This window comes from Anoxybacillus eryuanensis (genome assembly GCF_051200995.1).
GTDB lineage: Bacteria > Bacillota > Bacilli > Bacillales > Anoxybacillaceae > Anoxybacillus > Anoxybacillus tengchongensis.
Map to the genome: position 1 here is coordinate 33,769 of NZ_JBPODS010000006.1, position 18,081 is coordinate 51,849.

The window sequence follows — 18,081 nt, forward strand, 5'->3', positions numbered from 1 at the left end:
CGGTATGGCTGCTATTGTAGTGCGTAAATTCTTGCCTCATGTGGACGCATATGAAGCGTTGAGCCTTCTTCTTTTACGTCTGTATAGTTACCAAGCAAAAGGTGACGGCGAGCCGAAGCGAGCTTTTCTGGCAATTTATATACGTTGTCGTTATCACAATGATTTAAGACGATAAGCCAACGAATGTCATCAAGTTCACGTGTGTAGGCGTAAATATACGGATCATTTTCTGAAAAATCACGGAACGTTCCGTACACCATAACCGGATTTTGCTTACGTAATTGAATGAGCTTTTTATAGTAATAATACACCGAGTTTGGATCTGCTAACGCTTGTTTTACGTTAATTTCTTTATAATTCGGATTCACTTTTAGCCAAGGTGTTCCCGTCGTAAATCCTGCATGTTCGCTATCGTCCCATTGCATCGGTGTGCGCGAGTTATCGCGACTTAATAGCTGCAAACTTTCAAGCACTTCTTTCGGACCGCGACCTTTGGCGACTTCCTCGGCATATTTATTTTTCATCGCAATGTCGTTATAGTCATCGATTGAGTCAAATTTGACGCCCGTCATACCGATTTCTTCCCCTTGATAAATGTACGGCGTTCCAGGCAACGTATGCACGAGCGTCGCGAGCAGTTTTGCTGATTCAACACGAAACTGTTTGTCGTTTCCGTAGCGCGTCACTTGTCGCGTATGGTCGTGATTGTTTAAAAACTGCGAGTTCCACCCTTTCCCCCACAGTCCTTCATACCAACGTTTTTGAATTTGTTTAAAGCGAATCGGATCCCATGTCGGCATTTCGTCGCACACTTCAAAATGGAAAAGGGTATGTAGCTCGTTTCGGTCTTCCCCGACATATTTTAAGCCTTCTTCTGGTGACACGAAAGCGACTTCCCCCACAGTGAAAATGTCATAATGCTTTAACACTTTTTCATGCATTTCTTGTAAATAATCATGCACGCCTGGGTTGTTCGTTAAATAACGAATGTCATATGGATTTTCGGCATCAGGAAATCCTTCAGGTTTGGCAAGCAAAGCAATCGCATCTAAGCGGAACCCGTCAATGCCTTTATCTAACCAAAAGCGCATCATTTTATAAATTTCTTCACGAACTTCTTCGTTTTCCCAATTTAAATCTGGTTGTTCTACCGCAAAAGAATGGAAGTAATATTGACCCGTTTGTTCATCATATTCCCACGCTGATGGCGTAAAGTATGAACGCCAGTTATTCGGCTTGTCGCGCCATATGTACCAATCGCGTTTCGGATTGTTTTTTGATGAACGAGACTCAATAAACCAAGGATGTTGATCAGATGTGTGGTTTACGACAAGATCCATAATTAATTTCATTCCACGTTTATGTACCTCATGAAGCAAGCGGTCAAACGTCTCCATATCACCCGCTTTATCCATGATGCGATAGTAATCAGAAATGTCGTATCCGTTATCTTTATCTGGCGACTCATAGCACGGATTCAGCCAAATGACATCGACCCCTAAGTCGCGAATGTAATCAAGCTTTTGAATCAGCCCTTCTAAGTCGCCATATCCATCGCCGTTTGAGTCAAAAAAGCTCCGCCAATATACTTGATATACAACCGCTTCTTTCCACCATGTCCGTTTCATTCGTTGTCACTCCTTTTTTAAAGCGTTTTCAATTTGAAAAGTTGCTATGTATAAGATAACATTGTTTTAGTGGAAAAAGAAGTGGGGAGTGAAAACGTTTTGGATATATCAGTAGCAAATGTATTAACAAAGATAGAAGAAGAAATTGCAAAAGCCAAACATGCGTCGTCACCGCAAGCGGTGCGTGAACATATATATGCCGTTCGCGCGTTGTGCGACGTCATTTTACATCAACCATCGCCAAGTGCACAAACGATCATTACACCGCAACCAACAACAACTGAACGATTAACTATCGATGCTGATGCGAACGGGCCATCATTACTTGATTTTTAGGGGGGAACAATATGAAAATATTTACAATGATCGCATCAATTAGTGCAGCGTTATGTGTTGCGCTCGGTGCGTTCGGGGCACATGTGTTAGAAGGAAAAATTCCAGAACGGTATATGGATACGTGGCAAAAAGCTGTTCAGTATCAAATGTTCCATACGATTGGTTTATTTATTGTTGCATTACTTGCGACAAAATGGCCGAACGTGACGCCGGCTGGATGGTTAATGGTTGTAGGAATCGTTTTCTTTTCAGGTAGTTTATACGTCCTGAGCTTGACGCAAATAAAAATACTCGGGGCGATTACACCGTTTGGGGGCGTATCGTTTATTATTGCTTGGCTACTTTTAGCGTATGTGGCAATGAAACAAATGTAAAACGAGGCGCGTGTAACGCCTCGTTTTTAACGTGGAGCATATGTGCTTAATCCGATCCCTGATGCAAATGGGTATTCATAATTAATTTCTTCATCAAACGTTACATAGTCGAGATAAATCATTGGCAATAAATAGCGCATTCCTGTTTGAGGATCGCTTAAAATGAGATGATCACGACCAGCCGCTTCAATGACACCGCGGAAAATTTTCGCATTCCATTCACGATTGTTTTCAAATGTCATATAAACCGTAGCGATTTTCCCTTTGTTTAGGCGCAAAATATTTTCAATGTACGATTCTTCAATTGGAAGCATGCCAGGTAATGGCTGGCTTGCAGTTGTTGGTGTTTGCATCGCTCCTGTTTGTGGTGCAAATGTTGGCGTAGGCAAACCAAACGGGTACGTTGGCATTTGGTATGGATAGTAGTATGGATATGAATAATACGGCATTTGTTGACGTTCATCACTCATTGTACTTCCTCCTTAAAAATTAATATACGCGTGGACAATCTGAGCGAGTCGGTGCGTAAAAGCAATGTGACTTAAAACGTCCGGCATTCCATTGATTAAACCATTGGGCTGGGCAAGCACCGTCTGGGCGGAAAAACCAAAGCGAATTCGTTGCAGGGTGGAATCGCTCGCCACGGATGACACGCCGGGCAAGGCGCATATCTTCTTCACGTGCCCGTTGATAAAAATATCCTTTTTGTACTGCTTCAAACCCGCCAGGACTTTGAAATACCATTTGGCGAATCGAACGAAGTCCTTCAAAATCTAAGCAGTTTGCGCGTACGCGGTTCACCCCAACATTCCCAACCATCAACATACCGAGCTGACCATCTTCTTCGGCTTCTGCCCGCATAAGACGGGCAAGCAATTTAACATCCTCCTCTGTATACGCAACAACAGCCATCCCTTCACCTCACTTTATAGAAATCGCTATTAGCCTATGATGAAAAATAAAAAATGTGAGGAAAGTCGTCATTGTTATATGTATGAAACACATCATAAAAAAAGACCTCCAAATCGGAGGCCTATACATGTAAAAACTGTTCCATTTTTTCTTTCGGTAAAATGTTGCCGACAAAGAAAGAGCCGAATTCACCAAATCGTGCGCTCACTTCATCAAAACGCATTTCATATACGAGTTTCTTGAATTGAAGGACATCGTTTGAAAATAGCGTGACGCCCCACTCGTAATCGTCAAATCCGACCGAACCTGTAATGATCTGAACGACTTTTCCAGCATACTTTCTTCCTGTCATGCCGTGTGCGCGCATCAAGTTGCGGCGTTCTTCCATCGGAAGCATGTACCAGTTGTCGTTTCCTTGGCGTCGCTTGTCCATCGGATAAAAGCAAACGTGATTTGTTTTCGGTAAGATCGGATATAAACGGCGACGCACTTCTGGATTTTCATATGGATCGCCAGCCTCAGCCGGCAAGTAATTGCTTAGTTCAACGACAGAGACGTATGAATAGGCTGGTACGAGATATTCAGCGAGCTTTGTTTTATTGATCGCTGTTTCAATTTCATGAAGCTCTTCCATCGTTGGACGTAAAAGCATAAACATGATGTCTGCTTTTTGTCCCATAATCGTGTAAATCGCATGACTACCTTCTTTCGCAGCCTCTGTGCTTTCCCATTTTTCAACTAACGTGAAAAACTCTTGTATCGCTTCTTGGCGCTCTTCGTTTGTGAGCGTTTTCCAAGCCGCCCAATCTACCGTGCGGAAATCATGCAGGCAATACCAACCGTCTAACGTTTGTGCCGCTTCACTCATGTCCAACACTCCTTTTGTTATGTACTATCGAAATTGTATCATATGTGTTTCGTTTATGCCAAACGCACTATTTTAATCGTTTGTAAATAAGAAAAGCAATGACAATGACGATTCCGCCGACGATCGTGATCGTTGTAAAATGCTGTTCAATAAATGTTTTCGCCTGCGCACCTAGGATGAAAATAATGAGCCCTTCTATAAAAAAGCGTGCTCCACGACCGATAAACGACCAAAAAAGCAACGTACGAATGTTGATGTTAGAAATGCCAGAGAAAATCGTAAACACTTTATATGGAATCGGTGTGAATCCTGCGATGACGATCGCCATCGCCCCATATTGTTGAAAATATTGCTCGACTTTGTCCATTTTCTCATCCGAGATAAAGTAACGTAAAATCGGTCTGCCGAACCTTTTTCCAATATACCACCCAAGTAATGCACCGAGCACAGAAGCGACCGTCGTTAAAAAGGAAAACCATAATGCTTTCTCTGGCTGGGCGATGCTTAATGGAATTAATAATACATCAGGTGGAATCGGGAAAAACGAGGACTCTGTAAATGAAACGATGACGAGACCAATAACACCAAATTCAAGCAACCATTGTTCAATATAATGAATCCATTGTGACATATCATAACGCTCCTTTGTTTTGTACATGCTTCTTAACAAATATATCACTTTTTAGGCGATATATCACTCGGCATAAAAAACAGAATTGTTATAAAAAAAAGACTATTTTCGTTTACGGCGTAATTCATTGCTTTTCGTCTCAATAAGAGTATTCTAATAGATAGACGAATTTTTTTAAACTAAGGAGGAACATTTCGTGAGTGACTTATTTGCAGCCTTAAAACAAAAGGTCGCAGGAAGAAATGTAACAATCGTATTTCCAGAAGGACTTGATGAACGTATTTTAACAGCTGTCGGACGTCTAGCAGCAGAAAATGTATTGCGTCCGATTGTGATTGGCGATCAAGAAGCTGTCGTCCAAAAAGCAAAAGAGCTCGGTTTGACGCTTGAGAAAGTAGAGATCATCAACCCACACACGTATGAAGAAATGGATGAGATGGTTGCAGCGTTTATTGAACGTCGTAAAGGAAAAGTGACGGAAGAAGATGCGCGCAACATTTTGCTTGATGAAAACTACTTCGGTACGATGCTTGTGTATATGGGAAAAGCGCACGGGCTTGTGAGCGGTGCCGCACATTCAACAGCCGATACGGTTCGCCCTGCGTTACAAATCATTAAAACAAAACCAGGTATTCGTAAAACGTCTGGCGTGTTCATTATGGTACGTGGCGATGAGAAATATGTATTTGCTGATTGTGCCATTAACATCGCTCCAGATAGCCAAGATTTAGCAGAAATCGCAATCGAAAGTGCCCAAACAGCGAAAATGTTTGATATTGAGCCGCGCGTAGCGATGCTTAGCTTCTCAACGAAAGGATCAGCGAAATCACCGGAAACAGAAAAAGTGATCGAAGCGGTGCGCATCGCAAAAGAAATGGCGCCAGAGTTAACGCTCGATGGCGAGTTTCAATTTGACGCTGCATTTGTGCCGTCTGTGGCGAAAAAGAAAGCGCCAGACTCCGTCATCCAAGGCAATGCGAATGTTTTTATTTTCCCAAGCCTAGAAGCAGGAAATATCGGGTATAAAATTGCCCAACGTCTCGGCAACTTTGAAGCGGTCGGTCCAATTTTACAAGGATTAAATCAACCGGTAAACGACTTGTCGCGCGGATGTAACGCCGAAGATGTATACAAATTATCACTTATCACAGCAGCGCAGGCGCTTGCGGCGATGGAATAATGAGTGAATTGTTGCGACAACAAACGTGGCGAATTATCGATCATTCGAGTCTCGGTCCATCGTTTGATGCGAAACAGTCATTTGCGTTTGATGATGCGCTTTGTGAATCCGTAGGTAACGGTCAGTCACAACCGATTGTTCGCTTATGGGTACATCATCATACGATTGTGCTCGGCATTCAAGATACGAAATTGCCGTATATTGACAAAGGACTCGCCTACTTACACGAACAAGGTTGGCATACGATCGTTCGTAACTCTGGTGGGTTGGCGGTCGTATTAGATGAAGGGGTTTTAAACGTTTCACTTATTTTTCAGGATACAAAAAGAGGAATTGACATTGATCGAGGATATGAAGCGATGGCGACACTCATTGCGCGCATGCTGCCAGAAGCGCGCGTGCAAGCAGGAGAAGTCGTTGGTTCGTATTGTCCAGGAAGTTTTGATTTAAGCATTGATGGAAAAAAGTTTGCGGGCATTTCACAGCGCCGCATTCGAGGTGGCGTCGCTGTGCAAGTGTATATATGTGCAAACGGAAGCGGCGCCGAAAGAGCGCAATGGATTCGTGAGTTTTATGAGCGATCTCTTGCGGGAGAACAAACGAAATTTACGTATCCGACAATCGTTCCGCATACGATGGCATCGTTAAGTGAATTGCTCGGCAAACAAATGACCGTTTCAATGCTTATCATCCGCCTATACGAAGCTCTCCAATCGTTTGGAAGTACGCTTGCGCCATCATCGCTTACTCAAGCAGAATGGGAGCGATACTATATGTACTTTCAGCGTATGATCGACCGAAATGAAACGATGTTGCCGAAATAAAAAAGCTGTCCGGGTGTGACAGCTTTTTTACTCAGCAATTTTTTCGATTTTTTCTAAATTTCCGTTGCGATCCATTTTGAAAATAGGTGCCTTAAACTCATCTTCTGAAATTTCGATTTGTCTTGCCCGATTGATGATCCGAGCCATCGTTCCATAATCTTCGCGCAATTCTTCGTTTTCTTTTTGTAGTTTTGTAAATTGTTGTTCTAGTTGTTTATATTGTTGTTGTAATTTTTCGAGCTCAAGCTTTAGTTGCTTATTTTCCACTAGCGCTGTTTCTTGACCGATGTACGATTGCTTTAAAGAGTGTAAAAAAGCAATGACATGGTCAAGTGTTAAATGACTTGTCCCGACATGTTCATATTCATTTGTTTGCACTTCTAACGGTTCCATCCCTAATTCTTCAAGCGAAGGTACAGGAGGTGTATAAAGCGGCCGTTTTCGCAACGCGTGTTTATTTCCAAGTGCACGTTGCCGTTGTTTACGGAACTTTTTCGCCATTTGTAACGATTCTTCGTATTGTTGGCGAACGACCGCATTCCAGCGAAATCCGCATGCGGCTGACGTACGATTCAACTTATCACCCACTTCTTCAAATGCATTTAATTGTGTGCTTCCTTCGCGCACGTGGCGCAGCACCGTTTCAGCTAACAACAAATCTTCTTCTTCAGTCCAAGCATCTTGTCGTTTTTTTGTCATGGAAAAAACCCCTTTCGCATTCTTTTATTTTCATAATCACCAAAAAACAAGAAAGATATACTATTTTTCAAAGGAAATAGATGTAGCTTGCATTGTTCGCATATACACGTTAGAATACTCGTTAGCGAAAAGGAGTGAGGACGGTATGCAAAATGAATTTCGCGTCTGTGACGATTGCCAAGCAACGAATTTAAAAACGTTGTTGCCAAGGTTAAAAAAATTAGATCCGAACGCGACTATTGAAATTGGCTGTCAATCGTATTGCGGTCCAGGTCGGAAAAAAGTGTTTGCGTTCGTCAACAATCGCCCTGTATCGGCGATGACGGAAGATGAATTAATTGAAAAGATTGCTGCGAAGTTGAAAAAATAAGGTGGCTGTCACCGATCAAGGGGCATTCTATGCGAGAGGAATGCCTTTTTTGTTTTATTTTGGTACATGTCATTGAAGGAAGTCTTTGTTTTTTACAAAGAACGCTCTATAATAAAGCTATGTTATGAACAGAAGAGAGGGAGAAGGATTGTACCTCAATGAAAAATTAAGTGAAGAGAAAGTGTTTAAAGATCCGGTGCATCGGTATGTGCATGTGCGAGATAAAGTCATTTGGGATTTAATTGGCACAAAAGAATTTCAACGGTTGCGTCGTATTAAACAGCTCGGTACGACGTATTTGACGTTTCACGGGGCAGAGCATAGTCGTTTTAATCATTCGCTTGGTGTATATGAAATTGTTCGTCGCATCGTCGATGATGTGTTCGCAGGTCGACCGGATTGGGATGAAAATGAGCGCTTGCTTTGTTTATGCGCGGCGCTTTTGCATGATTTAGGACATGGTCCGTTTTCGCATTCATTTGAAAAAGTGTTTCGTCTTGATCATGAGCAATTTACGCGCGCGATTATTTTAGGCGATACAGAAGTGAACGCGGTGCTTCGTCGTGTATCATTAAGCTTTCCGAAAAAGGTTGCGGAAGTCATTGAGAAGACGTACGAAAATAAGCTCGTCGTTAGCCTTATTTCAAGTCAAATTGACGCTGATCGCATGGACTATTTATTGCGCGATGCATACTATACAGGTGTCAGTTACGGACATTTTGATATGGAGCGTATTTTGCGCGTCATGCGTCCGCGCGAAGAACAAGTTGTTATTAAGCGAAGCGGTATGCATGCGGTAGAAGATTATATTATGAGCCGATATCAAATGTATTGGCAAGTATATTTCCATCCTGTCACGCGCAGCGCTGAAGTCATTTTGACAAAAATTTTGCACCGCGCGAAACATTTATATTTAGCCGGTTATACATTTCAAACACCTCCTGTCCATTTCCAATCTCTTTTTCATGGAAACGTGCAACTAGAAGACTATTTAAAATTAGATGAAGCGGTGACATTATACTATTTTCAACAATGGCAAGATGAACGAGATTCAATTTTGAGCGATTTATGCCGTCGCTTTATGAATCGTAATTTATTTAAATACGTCGAGTTTCAACCGACGAACGAGGAAATGAAAAAGCTAGTGGAATTGACGACGTTGTTTAAAAAGGCGGGCATCGATCCGGATTATTATTTGGTCGTTGACTCTTCATCCGATCTTCCGTACGACTTTTATCGTCCTGGGGAAGAAGAAGAGAGGCTTCCGATTTATTTGTTAATGCCGAATGGGGAGTTGCGTGAGTTATCGCGGGAATCGACGATCGTTGATGCGATTTCGGGGAAACGGCGTACGGATCATAAACTATATTTCCCACAAGATTTCCTCGATGACTTATCGACAAAACGAAACGTGAAGAAAAAAATTAAGCAACTTTTATATGAATAGGAGATGGGGACATTGCTTTTCGAGCATGCGAAAATAATGAAAGCGTTGGCGGCAGTCGGGGAGATTGTAGGGCGAAAAAAGCTACAAAAAATGATTTACATTGCGAAAAAAATGAGGTTTCCTTTTTATGAAAAATTCGATTTTCATTTTTACGGTCCGTATTCCGAAGAGTTGACATTGCGCATTGAAGAGTTATGTAACGTCGGATTTTTGCAAGAAATGAAAGAAAAAAAAGGCGGATATTATCAATATCGTTATGCGTTGACGGAAGCGGGCGAGCAGTTTTTAACTCACTATCATTTGGACATGCCTGATTTAGATGTTTGCTTGCGCAGCTTAAATGAACAAAGTGCAAGATTTTTAGAGCTTGTTTCTACGATTTTATATTTTGAAGACTTAAGTAAAGATGAAGTGAAAGAAAAAGTATTTACATTAAAAAGCAAGCAGCGATACACAGAAGAAGAAATTGAAGAAGCGTATCGTTATATCGAACAGTTACGTGAGCAGACGTACATAAAAAGCTGACCATCAGGGTCAGCTTTCGTCGCTTAATCGCTTTCCGCCAATCGCATAATGATTTTTCGACATTTCTTCAATAAAGACGACAATTTTTTCTTTCGGTGCACCTGTCGTTTCCGCAACGGCTTCTGTTACTTTTTCAACGAGCGCTCGTTTTTGTTCTTCTGTGCGACCTTCAAGCATTTTTACTGTTACATATGGCATCGCGATCGCCCCTTTCTCCTTTATTCGACAATCGTTATTATATCACTCATCGACCGTTATCAGTAGTGTTTCCGCTTGTTTTTCGTGTATAATAATCAAAAAATGAAAAAAGTTTGAAAAGGGGAAGAAACGTGGATCAATTTTTAGCATATCCGCTTCGAGAAATACCGTATGTTGTATTGGCGCTTGCGCTTGCGTTTTCTGTTCATGAATTTGCACACGCATACGTGGCGTATAAATTTGGCGATCCAACCGCAAAACAACAAGGGAGACTAACGTTGTCGCCGCTTGCTCACTTAGACATATTAGGGACGTTGCTTATTTTTATTGCTGGGTTCGGTTGGGCTCGTCCGGTGCCGGTGAATCGTGGATATTTTCGCCATCCGCGTCTTGCGGGCGTTCTCGTTTCTGTCGCAGGTCCGCTCAGCAATTTGTTGCTTGCGGCCATCGGCTTCGCTTTATGGTATGCGATGATTCGCATCGGTATATTTGACTTCATCCCGATCTGGTTTCGGGACGGATTGTATCAGTTTTTTGAAATTTATATCGGATTGAATATTTTATTGTTCGTTTTTAACTTATTGCCGTTTCCTCCGCTTGATGGTTATCGTATTGTCGAAGATTTAGCACCGATGCACGTGCGTGCGAAAATGACGCAATTTGAAAACTACGGGGCGCTCATTTTTTTAATTCTTATTTTTACGCCATTAGATCAATATACGATTCAACCGATTTTTCATGTCGCTATTCCAGCGGTTGCTCAATGGCTACAAAGCATATTTTCAACACTTATTTTGTAAAGAAAGGATGAACGAACGTGGAAGAGAAAAAAAAGCCGATGTTTAACATTATTAAAAAAGAGCCAAAAGTGCACGGAACGTTTGGAACAGGGGTGCTCAGTTTATCAAACGTCTCCCCAGTCATTATCGACGTTGAAGCAGGTGAAGCGTTTATTGATATGGGGGCGATGCATGCGCGTAGCGTCGTAGAAAAAGGCATTAAATTTACACCAAATCGTGAGGAAGTGCCAAATGGCAAACTATATTGGCTCGTGTGGGTAACGATTGATCAGACGGAAGAAGGACCGTATTATGCCGGGGTGACGGCATGTGAAATGACGGTCGATCGTGAAGCACGCCGCGGATATAAATCGCTTCCTGAGCACGTCAATCGAATGGATAAATCATTAAAGCGCCATATTATCGTCGACCATATGGATGGGCGCTCAAAAGAAGTTTTAGCTTCATTTTTACAACAACATAACCGCGACATGTGGGAGCGTTCGAGCGAGGAATTGAAACGTCAGCTTCAAAATCATGGATAAAATGTGACGGTTTTGTGAACGAGGTCATATCCATACTTGTCGTTGAGTGGGAAAAGGAGTAAACTAAAGGTACAAATGTAACACATGATAAAACTAGGACGCATAAACGCCCAAGCATACTCGCTTGGGCGTTTATGTTTTAAAACCAATCAAACAACCGTCTCAACCATGAATCTTTTTCTTTTTGTTTTTTCTTCTTTTTCTTTTCTGTTTGATGGTCTTTGCAGTAGTCAGTCGGCTCTGTGCCGACGACATAGTAGCTTAACCGTTTTGTCGGACAAGTTGTTGTAGCTAGCTTGCCATTGTGAGGATCGACATATACGCCGACGACTCCTTCTGGCGGCTCAAATGTCGCGACCTTTCTCTCGCGTAAACTATCTTCCATAAAACTGACCCAAATATGTTTTGCGTACTGCTTTTCATCTGTGCGATCAATTGTTTCATCTCGGTCATATCCCGTCCATACGGCGGTGACGAGTTGGGGTGTAAAGCCAATCATCCAACTATCTGTTTTCGTCGTTCCTGATTTTCCGGCATACGGTCGAGTCATGCGCGGTATAATCGATTGCCCTGTTACCGAAGCATAGTCATTTAACGTTGGATCAAACATGCCGGTCATTAAATGTGTCGTCACAAAAGCAAGCGCCGGATCGAGTATTTGTTCATCGCTTGACCGTTGTTCATATAGCAATTTTCCTTCGTAATTTGTCACTTTTTTAATAAATATAGGCTCGACTTTTTTTCCTCCATTGGCGATGATACTGTAGGCGCGCGCCATATCAATGACTTTAACGGGCGACGTCCCGAGAGCAAGCGACGGCACTTGTTTCAGTGTACTTGTAATACCGAGTTGTTTCGCGATGGCCACAAGCTTGTCTTGTCCAAGCAGCAAATGTGTTTTTACGGCATAGACGTTATCCGAAAGAGCAATCGCTTGAGCAAGTGTAATCGTATCGTTTGCGTAATAGTTGTTAAAGTTGCGAGGTGTATATGTCGAGCCATCTTCAAGCGTAAACGTCGTCGGTTCACTACGTAATTGCGTCGATGGAGTAAATCCGTGCTGTAGCGCGCCATAATATAAAAACGGTTTAAATGTAGAACCGGGTTGACGTTCTGCTTGTATCGCGCGATTGAACGGGCTTTTTTCATAGTCGCGCCCCCCGACAAGCGCTTTAACTTCCCCTGTCTTTGGCTCCATCGCAACGAGTGCGACTTGAATGTTTGATTGCGAATGAATCGTTTCTTTTATTTTTTCCTCTGCGATTGCCTGCATGTTGACATCGAGCGTCGTGTACACACGTAATCCGCCCATTTCAATCGTTTCTTCATCAAGTCCGAGCACCGTTTTTAACATATGCTTGACAGCGTCTTGGAAATACGGAGCAATCGTTTTTGTTTTCATTTGTTGGCCGTTTGAAAAGTAAAGTGGTTCGTTTGCGGCTTGTTTTGCTTCTTCTTTCGACAAAAATTTTGCTTCAACCATCGAATGTAGAACGATGCGTTGCCGTTTCTTTGCTCGTTCTAAATCAACGAGTGGTGAATAGTAGCTTGGGCCTTTCGGAATACCTGCAAGCATCGCTGCTTCTGCCACTGTCAACTCACGAGCGGACTTTCCGAAATAAAAGTTGGCAGCTGCTTCAATGCCGTACACGCCATGCCCGTAGTAAATCGTGTTTAAATATCCTTCTAAAATATCACGTTTATCGTAGTTTGCTTCCAGTCGAATTGTATATAACGCTTCTTGTATTTTGCGCCACCACGTCTTCTCATAGCTTAAAAATAAATTGCGCGCATATTGTTGGGTAATTGTGCTTGCTCCTTGCACTTTTTTCATCGCTTTTATGTCTGCAACGATTGCCCCAGCAATACGTTTCAAATCGAAACCGTAATGGTCAAAAAACTTTCGATCTTCCACTGCAATCGTTGCATGAATGGCGTGTTCGGACATGTCCGATAGTTTAACCCAATATCTTTTCCCACCGTAATGGTTTTCGCCAATTTTCGTCCCGTCTTCCGCATAAAAAATCGTTGATTGTGGAACGGCTAAAGGGGGAGGACCTTGCCACTTTGCAAATATAATCAACCCGGCGATCGTGAGCGTGCATAACAGGCTAGCAATAAAAGCAAGCCAAAGAAATAGACGCATATATTTAAATGTTCGTTTCCATCGTTCGATGGCAATCATCTCCATAGCCATCACCTCATTTTTTACGTTTAAAATTAGTATGAAAACATTTTTATTTTTTTAAACGTTTTCTAGCAATTTTTACTTGAAATTTTGCTAGATTGCTCTATACTTTTTCATGTTTAGCATTTTATTTTTTGGGCATGATAAGCGGTGCATTATTGACGAAAGGGTGTTCAATATGGAACTTTGGTTTACTGAAAAACAGACGGACAACTTTGGCATTACAGCACGAATTAAACGCACTTTACATACAGAGCAAACGGAATTTCAAAAGCTCGATATGGTCGAAACAGAAGAGTTTGGGAACATGCTTATTTTAGACGGAATGGTGATGACAACGCAAAAAGATGAGTTCGTCTATCATGAAATGGTTGCGCACGTTCCGTTATTTACGCATCCGCATCCAGAAAACGTTCTTGTCGTTGGTGGCGGAGACGGCGGCGTCATTCGCGAAGTGTTAAAACATCCGAGCGTGAAAAAAGCGACGCTCGTTGAAATTGACGGAAAAGTGATCGAGTATTCAAAAAAATATTTACCGGAAATTGCAGGTCAATTGGACGACCCACGCGTTGAAGTAAAAGTAGACGACGGCTTCATGCACATTGCGCAAAGCGAAAACGAATATGATGTCATTATGGTTGACTCAACGGAGCCTGTTGGTCCAGCAGTTAATTTATTTACAAAAGGGTTTTATGCAGGTATTGCAAAAGCGTTAAAAGAAGACGGTATTTTTGTCGCACAAACAGACAATCCGTGGTTTAAAGCGGATTTAATTCGCACTGTTCAACGTGATGTACGTGAAATTTTCCCAATCACACGTTTATATATCGCAAACATTCCAACATATCCAAGCGGCATGTGGACGTTTACACTTGGTTCAAAAAAATATGATCCGCTTGAAGTGAGCGATGATCGCTTCCACGATATTGAAACGAAATATTATACAAAACAGCTTCATAAAGCATGCTTCGTATTGCCGAAATTTGTTGAAGACTTAGTGAAGTAAGGAGAGAAAACGATGCGATTTGATGAAGCGTATTCCGGCAACGTATTTATTAAAAGCCATCCAAATTATGAAGAAAGCCAAGCGGTCATTTACGGAATGCCAATGGACTGGACGGTGAGCTACCGTCCAGGTTCTCGCTTCGGCCCAGCGCGCATTCGCGAAGTGTCGATTGGGCTTGAAGAATATAGCCCATATTTAGACCGTGAGCTGGATGAAGTGAAATATTTTGATGCAGGTGATATTCCTTTACCATTTGGTAACGCTCAGCGCAGTTTAGACATGATTGAACAGTTTGTTGATCGTATATTGGAAGCGGGAAAATTTCCGCTCGGTCTTGGTGGCGAACATTTAGTGTCTTGGCCGGTCATGAAAGCGGTGTATAAAAAATATCCAGACTTAGCGATTATTCATATGGATGCTCACACAGATTTGCGCGAGCATTACGAAGGCGAGCCGTTATCTCATTCCACGCCAATTCGTAAAATTGCTGAGCTTATCGGACCGAAAAATGTATATTCTTTCGGCATTCGTTCTGGAATGAAAGAGGAATTTGAGTGGGCGAAAGAAAACGGCATGTATATCGCAAAATTTGACGTGCTTGAGCCGTTAAAAGAAGTGCTTCCAACGCTTGCAGGTCGTCCGGTATATGTCACAATTGACATTGATGTATTAGATCCAGCGCACGCGCCAGGAACAGGAACCGTCGATGCAGGCGGTATTACGTCAAAAGAGCTACTGGCTGCTATTCACGCCATCGCTCGTTCCGATGTGCGCGTTGTCGGAGCAGATTTAGTTGAAGTTGCACCTGTATATGACCATTCTGAACAAACAGCCAACACAGCAAGCAAGCTCGTGCGCGAAATGCTTCTCGGTTGGGTGAAATAAAGATCAATCCCTGTCGGTGAGACAGGGATTTTTTTTCATAAAACTATTGCCAACGTCATACATTGAAAGTAACATTTACATAGTGTCAATATTGGAAAGGAGGTGAAAAAATGGGCATTCGATTAATTAAAATTTCTGCTGTTTATTTCGCAATTGGCGTCTGTTTAGGGCTTTATATGTCGATGACGCACGTTTTTACATTTACACCTGTTCACGTTCATATTAACTTGCTTGGTTGGACAGCGTTAACGCTTGCTGGCATTTTATATCATTTATTCCCTCATATTGCGGAAACGAAAACAGCGAAAGCGCATTTTTGGCTTCATAACATCGGCTTGCCGGCGATGATGATTGGTCTAGCGTTTGTCGTCTCGGGATACGAAGCATTTATTCCGCTGACAGCGCTCGGAGGTACTCTTGTGACGCTCGCCGTACTCGTGTTTGCATGGAATGTATTAAAAAACTTAAAGCAGGTGTAATATGTTAGGCGGTCTCTAAAAAGAGGCCGCCTATTGCATGTATGCGCCTCTTTTTCTATACTTAACTACAGTCACAACAACAGCAAGGATGTGGGGAAGGTGAACGGAACACCAATACAACTCAAGCAAGTGACAGAAATTCGTGACGGTGCACGAAAAGAAATTGTTGTCATTGAGGCAAATGGTTTATACTACTTAAAAGGAGACGCAACGTATGTGACGTTTGAAGAGACGTACGAAGGAGAAACGATCAAAAATATTGTGAAGATTGCCAATGATGAAGTCGTCGTTCTTCGTTCCGGTGCAGTCTCGATGCGCCATACGTTCCGTAAACAGTCAGAAACCGTCGGCACGTACGAAAGTCCGGTGGCGCACTGGGAAATGAAAACAAAAACAGAACAAGTTTTGTATCAGTATAATGAAAAAACAAAAAAAGGGCAGTTGTTTTTTTCCTACATACTCCATTTATCTGGGAAACATGTCGGTCGTCATGCAGTGACGATTTCATTTAAGGAGGCAAAAAAATGAACATTGTTGAACAAATGAAACAAAAACTAAAAGAAGAAATTAAAGAAGCGGTCATTCGCTCAGGCGTCGCGACAGAAGCAGACGTTCCAAGCGTCATTTTAGAGACGCCGAAAGACAAAGCGCACGGCGATTATTCAACAAACGTGGCGATGCAACTTGCGCGCGTCGCAAAAAAAGCACCGCGTATGATCGCGGAAGATATTGTACGTCATTTTAACGGTGAAGCCGTATTTGTTCAAAAAGTGGACATTGCTGGACCGGGGTTTATTAATTTTTACATGGACAATCGTTATTTAACTGAGCTCGTTCCGACCATTTTACAAGCAGGCGATGCGTACGGTGAAACAAACGTCGGCAATGGACAAAAAGTGCAAGTTGAGTTTGTTTCCGCAAACCCGACAGGTAGCTTACATTTAGGTCATGCGCGTGGAGCAGCTGTTGGCGATTCATTATGTAACATCTTGAAAAAAGCAGGTTTTGACGTCACACGTGAATATTACATTAACGATGCTGGCAATCAAATCGCCAATTTAGCCAAGTCGGTCGAAGCGCGTTATTTTCAAGCGCTTGGTATCGATAAGGACATGCCAGAAGACGGCTACTTCGGTGAAGATATTGTACAATTAGGGAAAAAGTTGGCAGAAGAACATGGCGACAAGTTTGTCGCGCTCGATGAACAAGAGCGACTTCAACAATTCCGTGAATATGGGTTAGCGTTTGAAATGGATAAAATTAAAAAAGATTTAGCCGATTTCCGCGTCACATTTGATGTTTGGTATTCGGAAACATCGCTTTACCATAACGGAAAAATTGAGAAGGCGCTTGAAACGTTGCGCGAAAAAGGGCATATTTACGAGCAAGATGGCGCGACATGGTTCCGCTCGACGACATTCGGTGATGACAAAGACCGCGTACTTATTAAACAAGATGGCACGTACACGTATTTATTGCCGGACATTGCATACCATCAAGATAAACTTGAGCGTGGATTTGAAAAAATTATTAACATTTGGGGCGCAGATCATCACGGTTACATTCCGCGCATGAAGGCGGCGATCGCTGCGCTCGGATACGAACCAAATGTGTTAGAAGTTGAAATTATTCAGCTCGTTAGTTTATATCAAAACGGTGAGAAAGTACGTATGAGCAAACGGACAGGAAAGGCGGTTACGTTGCGTGACTTAATGGAGGAAGTCGGACTGGACGCTACGCGCTATTTCTTTGCGATGCGCTCATCAGATACGCATTTAGATTTCGATATGGATTTAGCTGTATCGCAATCAAACGAAAACCCTGTATATTATGCACAATATGCCCATGCGCGCGTATGCAGCATGCTTCGTCAAGGCGAAGAACAAGGGTTATCTTATGATGGTGACCTATCTTTTACGTACGAATTAGCGGAAAAAGAAATCGACTTATTGAAAAAGCTAGGGGAGTTTCCTTCAGCTGTTGCGGAAGCAGCGGTGAAGCGTTCACCACATCGAATGACGAACTACATTTTCGATCTTGCCTCTGCATTGCATAGTTTTTACAATGCGGAAAAAGTACTTGATGCAACGAACGTGGAAAAAAGTCGCGCTCGCTTAGCACTTATGAAAGCTGTACAAATTACATTAAAAAATGCTTTAGCGCTTGTCGGTGTACATGCTCCTGAAAAAATGTAATACGAAAGAGGG

The 18,081-nt window shown here is 42.4% G+C and carries 22 protein-coding genes; 14 read left to right on the plus strand and 8 right to left on the minus strand.

The features are described from left to right. Positions 1-11: 11 nt before the first annotated feature. The gene (locus HNQ84_RS08000; protein WP_435621767.1) at positions 12-1,628 is read right to left on the minus strand and encodes a glycoside hydrolase family 13 protein; all 1,617 of its coding nucleotides are present in this window, start codon (positions 1,626-1,628) and stop codon (positions 12-14) included. A gap of 99 nt (positions 1,629-1,727) precedes the next feature. On the opposite strand from HNQ84_RS08000, the gene HNQ84_RS08005 reads away from it, so the two are divergent. After that, entirely contained in the window at positions 1,728-1,964 is a 237-nt protein-coding gene (locus HNQ84_RS08005; RefSeq protein ID WP_032101365.1) for a YwdI family protein, read from the plus strand. A gap of 11 nt (positions 1,965-1,975) precedes the next feature. Next, positions 1,976-2,338: a DUF423 domain-containing protein gene (locus HNQ84_RS08010; RefSeq protein WP_183247669.1), complete on the plus strand. Its 363-nt coding sequence runs from the start codon at positions 1,976-1,978 to the stop codon at positions 2,336-2,338. Between the two features lie 26 nt (positions 2,339-2,364). Here the strand turns inward: HNQ84_RS08010 and gerQ are convergent, their stop codons facing one another. The 4 genes from gerQ to HNQ84_RS08030 form a co-directional block, all read right to left on the minus strand. Beyond that, positions 2,365-2,808 (minus strand): spore coat protein GerQ, encoded by a 444-nt coding sequence (gene gerQ, locus HNQ84_RS08015; RefSeq protein WP_183247667.1) that lies wholly within the window; start codon positions 2,806-2,808, stop codon positions 2,365-2,367. 19 nt (positions 2,809-2,827) lie between these two features. Continuing rightward, positions 2,828-3,250 carry a cell wall hydrolase gene (locus HNQ84_RS08020; RefSeq protein ID WP_183242556.1) on the minus strand — a complete coding sequence of 141 codons (423 nt, stop codon included), beginning with the start codon at positions 3,248-3,250 and terminating at the stop codon, positions 2,828-2,830. Positions 3,251-3,371: 121 nt separating this feature from the next. Next, complete coding sequence (gene hemQ, locus HNQ84_RS08025; protein WP_435621768.1) at positions 3,372-4,118, minus strand: hydrogen peroxide-dependent heme synthase; 747 nt, start codon at positions 4,116-4,118, stop codon at positions 3,372-3,374. A 67-nt stretch (positions 4,119-4,185) separates the two neighbouring features. Continuing rightward, positions 4,186-4,749 carry a YqaA family protein gene (locus HNQ84_RS08030; RefSeq protein WP_183242552.1) on the minus strand — a complete coding sequence of 188 codons (564 nt, stop codon included), beginning with the start codon at positions 4,747-4,749 and terminating at the stop codon, positions 4,186-4,188. A 196-nt stretch (positions 4,750-4,945) separates the two neighbouring features. On the opposite strand from HNQ84_RS08030, the gene pta reads away from it, so the two are divergent. Further along, a complete protein-coding gene (gene pta / locus HNQ84_RS08035) occupies positions 4,946-5,929 on the plus strand; it encodes a phosphate acetyltransferase (protein ID WP_435621769.1) in 984 nt (327 codons plus the stop codon). Beyond that, positions 5,929-6,753: an octanoyl-[GcvH]:protein N-octanoyltransferase gene (gene lipL / locus HNQ84_RS08040; protein WP_435621770.1), complete on the plus strand. Its 825-nt coding sequence runs from the start codon at positions 5,929-5,931 to the stop codon at positions 6,751-6,753. The genes pta and lipL overlap by 1 nt, the downstream gene beginning before the upstream one ends. A 27-nt stretch (positions 6,754-6,780) precedes the next feature. On the opposite strand, the gene HNQ84_RS08045 is transcribed toward lipL, so the two are convergent. Next, a complete protein-coding gene (locus HNQ84_RS08045; protein WP_435621771.1) occupies positions 6,781-7,452 on the minus strand; it encodes an RsfA family transcriptional regulator in 672 nt (223 codons plus the stop codon). 145 nt (positions 7,453-7,597) lie between these two features. On the opposite strand from HNQ84_RS08045, the gene HNQ84_RS08050 reads away from it, so the two are divergent. The 3 genes from HNQ84_RS08050 (at position 7,598) to HNQ84_RS08060 (ending at position 9,794) form a co-directional block, all read left to right on the plus strand. Continuing rightward, positions 7,598-7,822 carry a YuzB family protein gene (locus tag HNQ84_RS08050; RefSeq protein WP_003397078.1) on the plus strand — a complete coding sequence of 75 codons (225 nt, stop codon included), beginning with the start codon at positions 7,598-7,600 and terminating at the stop codon, positions 7,820-7,822. A 124-nt stretch (positions 7,823-7,946) separates the two neighbouring features. Next, entirely contained in the window at positions 7,947-9,269 is a 1,323-nt protein-coding gene (locus HNQ84_RS08055) for an HD domain-containing protein (protein WP_435621772.1), read from the plus strand. 12 nt (positions 9,270-9,281) lie between these two features. Next, positions 9,282-9,794 (plus strand): YwgA family protein, encoded by a 513-nt coding sequence (locus HNQ84_RS08060; RefSeq protein WP_435621773.1) that lies wholly within the window; start codon positions 9,282-9,284, stop codon positions 9,792-9,794. A gap of 9 nt (positions 9,795-9,803) precedes the next feature. Here HNQ84_RS08060 and thmT read toward each other — a convergent pair whose 3' ends face one another. Next, a complete protein-coding gene (gene thmT / locus HNQ84_RS08065) occupies positions 9,804-9,992 on the minus strand; it encodes a 2-hydroxymuconate tautomerase (protein ID WP_003397075.1) in 189 nt (62 codons plus the stop codon). 131 nt (positions 9,993-10,123) lie between these two features. Between thmT and HNQ84_RS08070 the strand changes: the two genes are divergently transcribed. Both HNQ84_RS08070 and HNQ84_RS08075 read left to right on the plus strand, forming a co-directional pair. Further along, positions 10,124-10,792, plus strand: a complete 669-nt coding sequence (locus HNQ84_RS08070; protein WP_435621774.1) for a site-2 protease family protein — start codon at positions 10,124-10,126, stop codon at positions 10,790-10,792. A gap of 17 nt (positions 10,793-10,809) precedes the next feature. Next, complete coding sequence (locus tag HNQ84_RS08075) at positions 10,810-11,316, plus strand: YwhD family protein (protein ID WP_075039609.1); 507 nt, start codon at positions 10,810-10,812, stop codon at positions 11,314-11,316. Positions 11,317-11,455: 139 nt separating this feature from the next. Here HNQ84_RS08075 and HNQ84_RS08080 read toward each other — a convergent pair whose 3' ends face one another. Further along, positions 11,456-13,507: a transglycosylase domain-containing protein gene (locus tag HNQ84_RS08080; RefSeq protein WP_435621775.1), complete on the minus strand. Its 2,052-nt coding sequence runs from the start codon at positions 13,505-13,507 to the stop codon at positions 11,456-11,458. A 175-nt stretch (positions 13,508-13,682) separates the two neighbouring features. On the opposite strand from HNQ84_RS08080, the gene speE reads away from it, so the two are divergent. The 5 genes from speE (at position 13,683) to argS (ending at position 18,069) form a co-directional block, all read left to right on the plus strand. Then, a complete protein-coding gene (speE, locus tag HNQ84_RS08085) occupies positions 13,683-14,510 on the plus strand; it encodes a polyamine aminopropyltransferase (protein WP_183242534.1) in 828 nt (275 codons plus the stop codon). 12 nt (positions 14,511-14,522) lie between these two features. After that, positions 14,523-15,395: an agmatinase gene (gene speB / locus HNQ84_RS08090; RefSeq protein ID WP_032101350.1), complete on the plus strand. Its 873-nt coding sequence runs from the start codon at positions 14,523-14,525 to the stop codon at positions 15,393-15,395. Positions 15,396-15,505: 110 nt separating this feature from the next. Next, positions 15,506-15,874, plus strand: coding sequence for a cytochrome-c oxidase (locus HNQ84_RS08095; RefSeq protein WP_183247648.1), 369 nt, complete (start codon positions 15,506-15,508; stop codon positions 15,872-15,874). A gap of 90 nt (positions 15,875-15,964) precedes the next feature. After that, positions 15,965-16,402, plus strand: a complete 438-nt coding sequence (locus HNQ84_RS08100; RefSeq protein WP_435621776.1) for a YwiB family protein — start codon at positions 15,965-15,967, stop codon at positions 16,400-16,402. Continuing rightward, positions 16,399-18,069 (plus strand): arginine--tRNA ligase, encoded by a 1,671-nt coding sequence (gene argS, locus HNQ84_RS08105; protein WP_435621777.1) that lies wholly within the window; start codon positions 16,399-16,401, stop codon positions 18,067-18,069. Before HNQ84_RS08100 ends, argS begins: the two co-directional genes overlap by 4 nt. Positions 18,070-18,081: the final 12 nt, after the last annotated feature.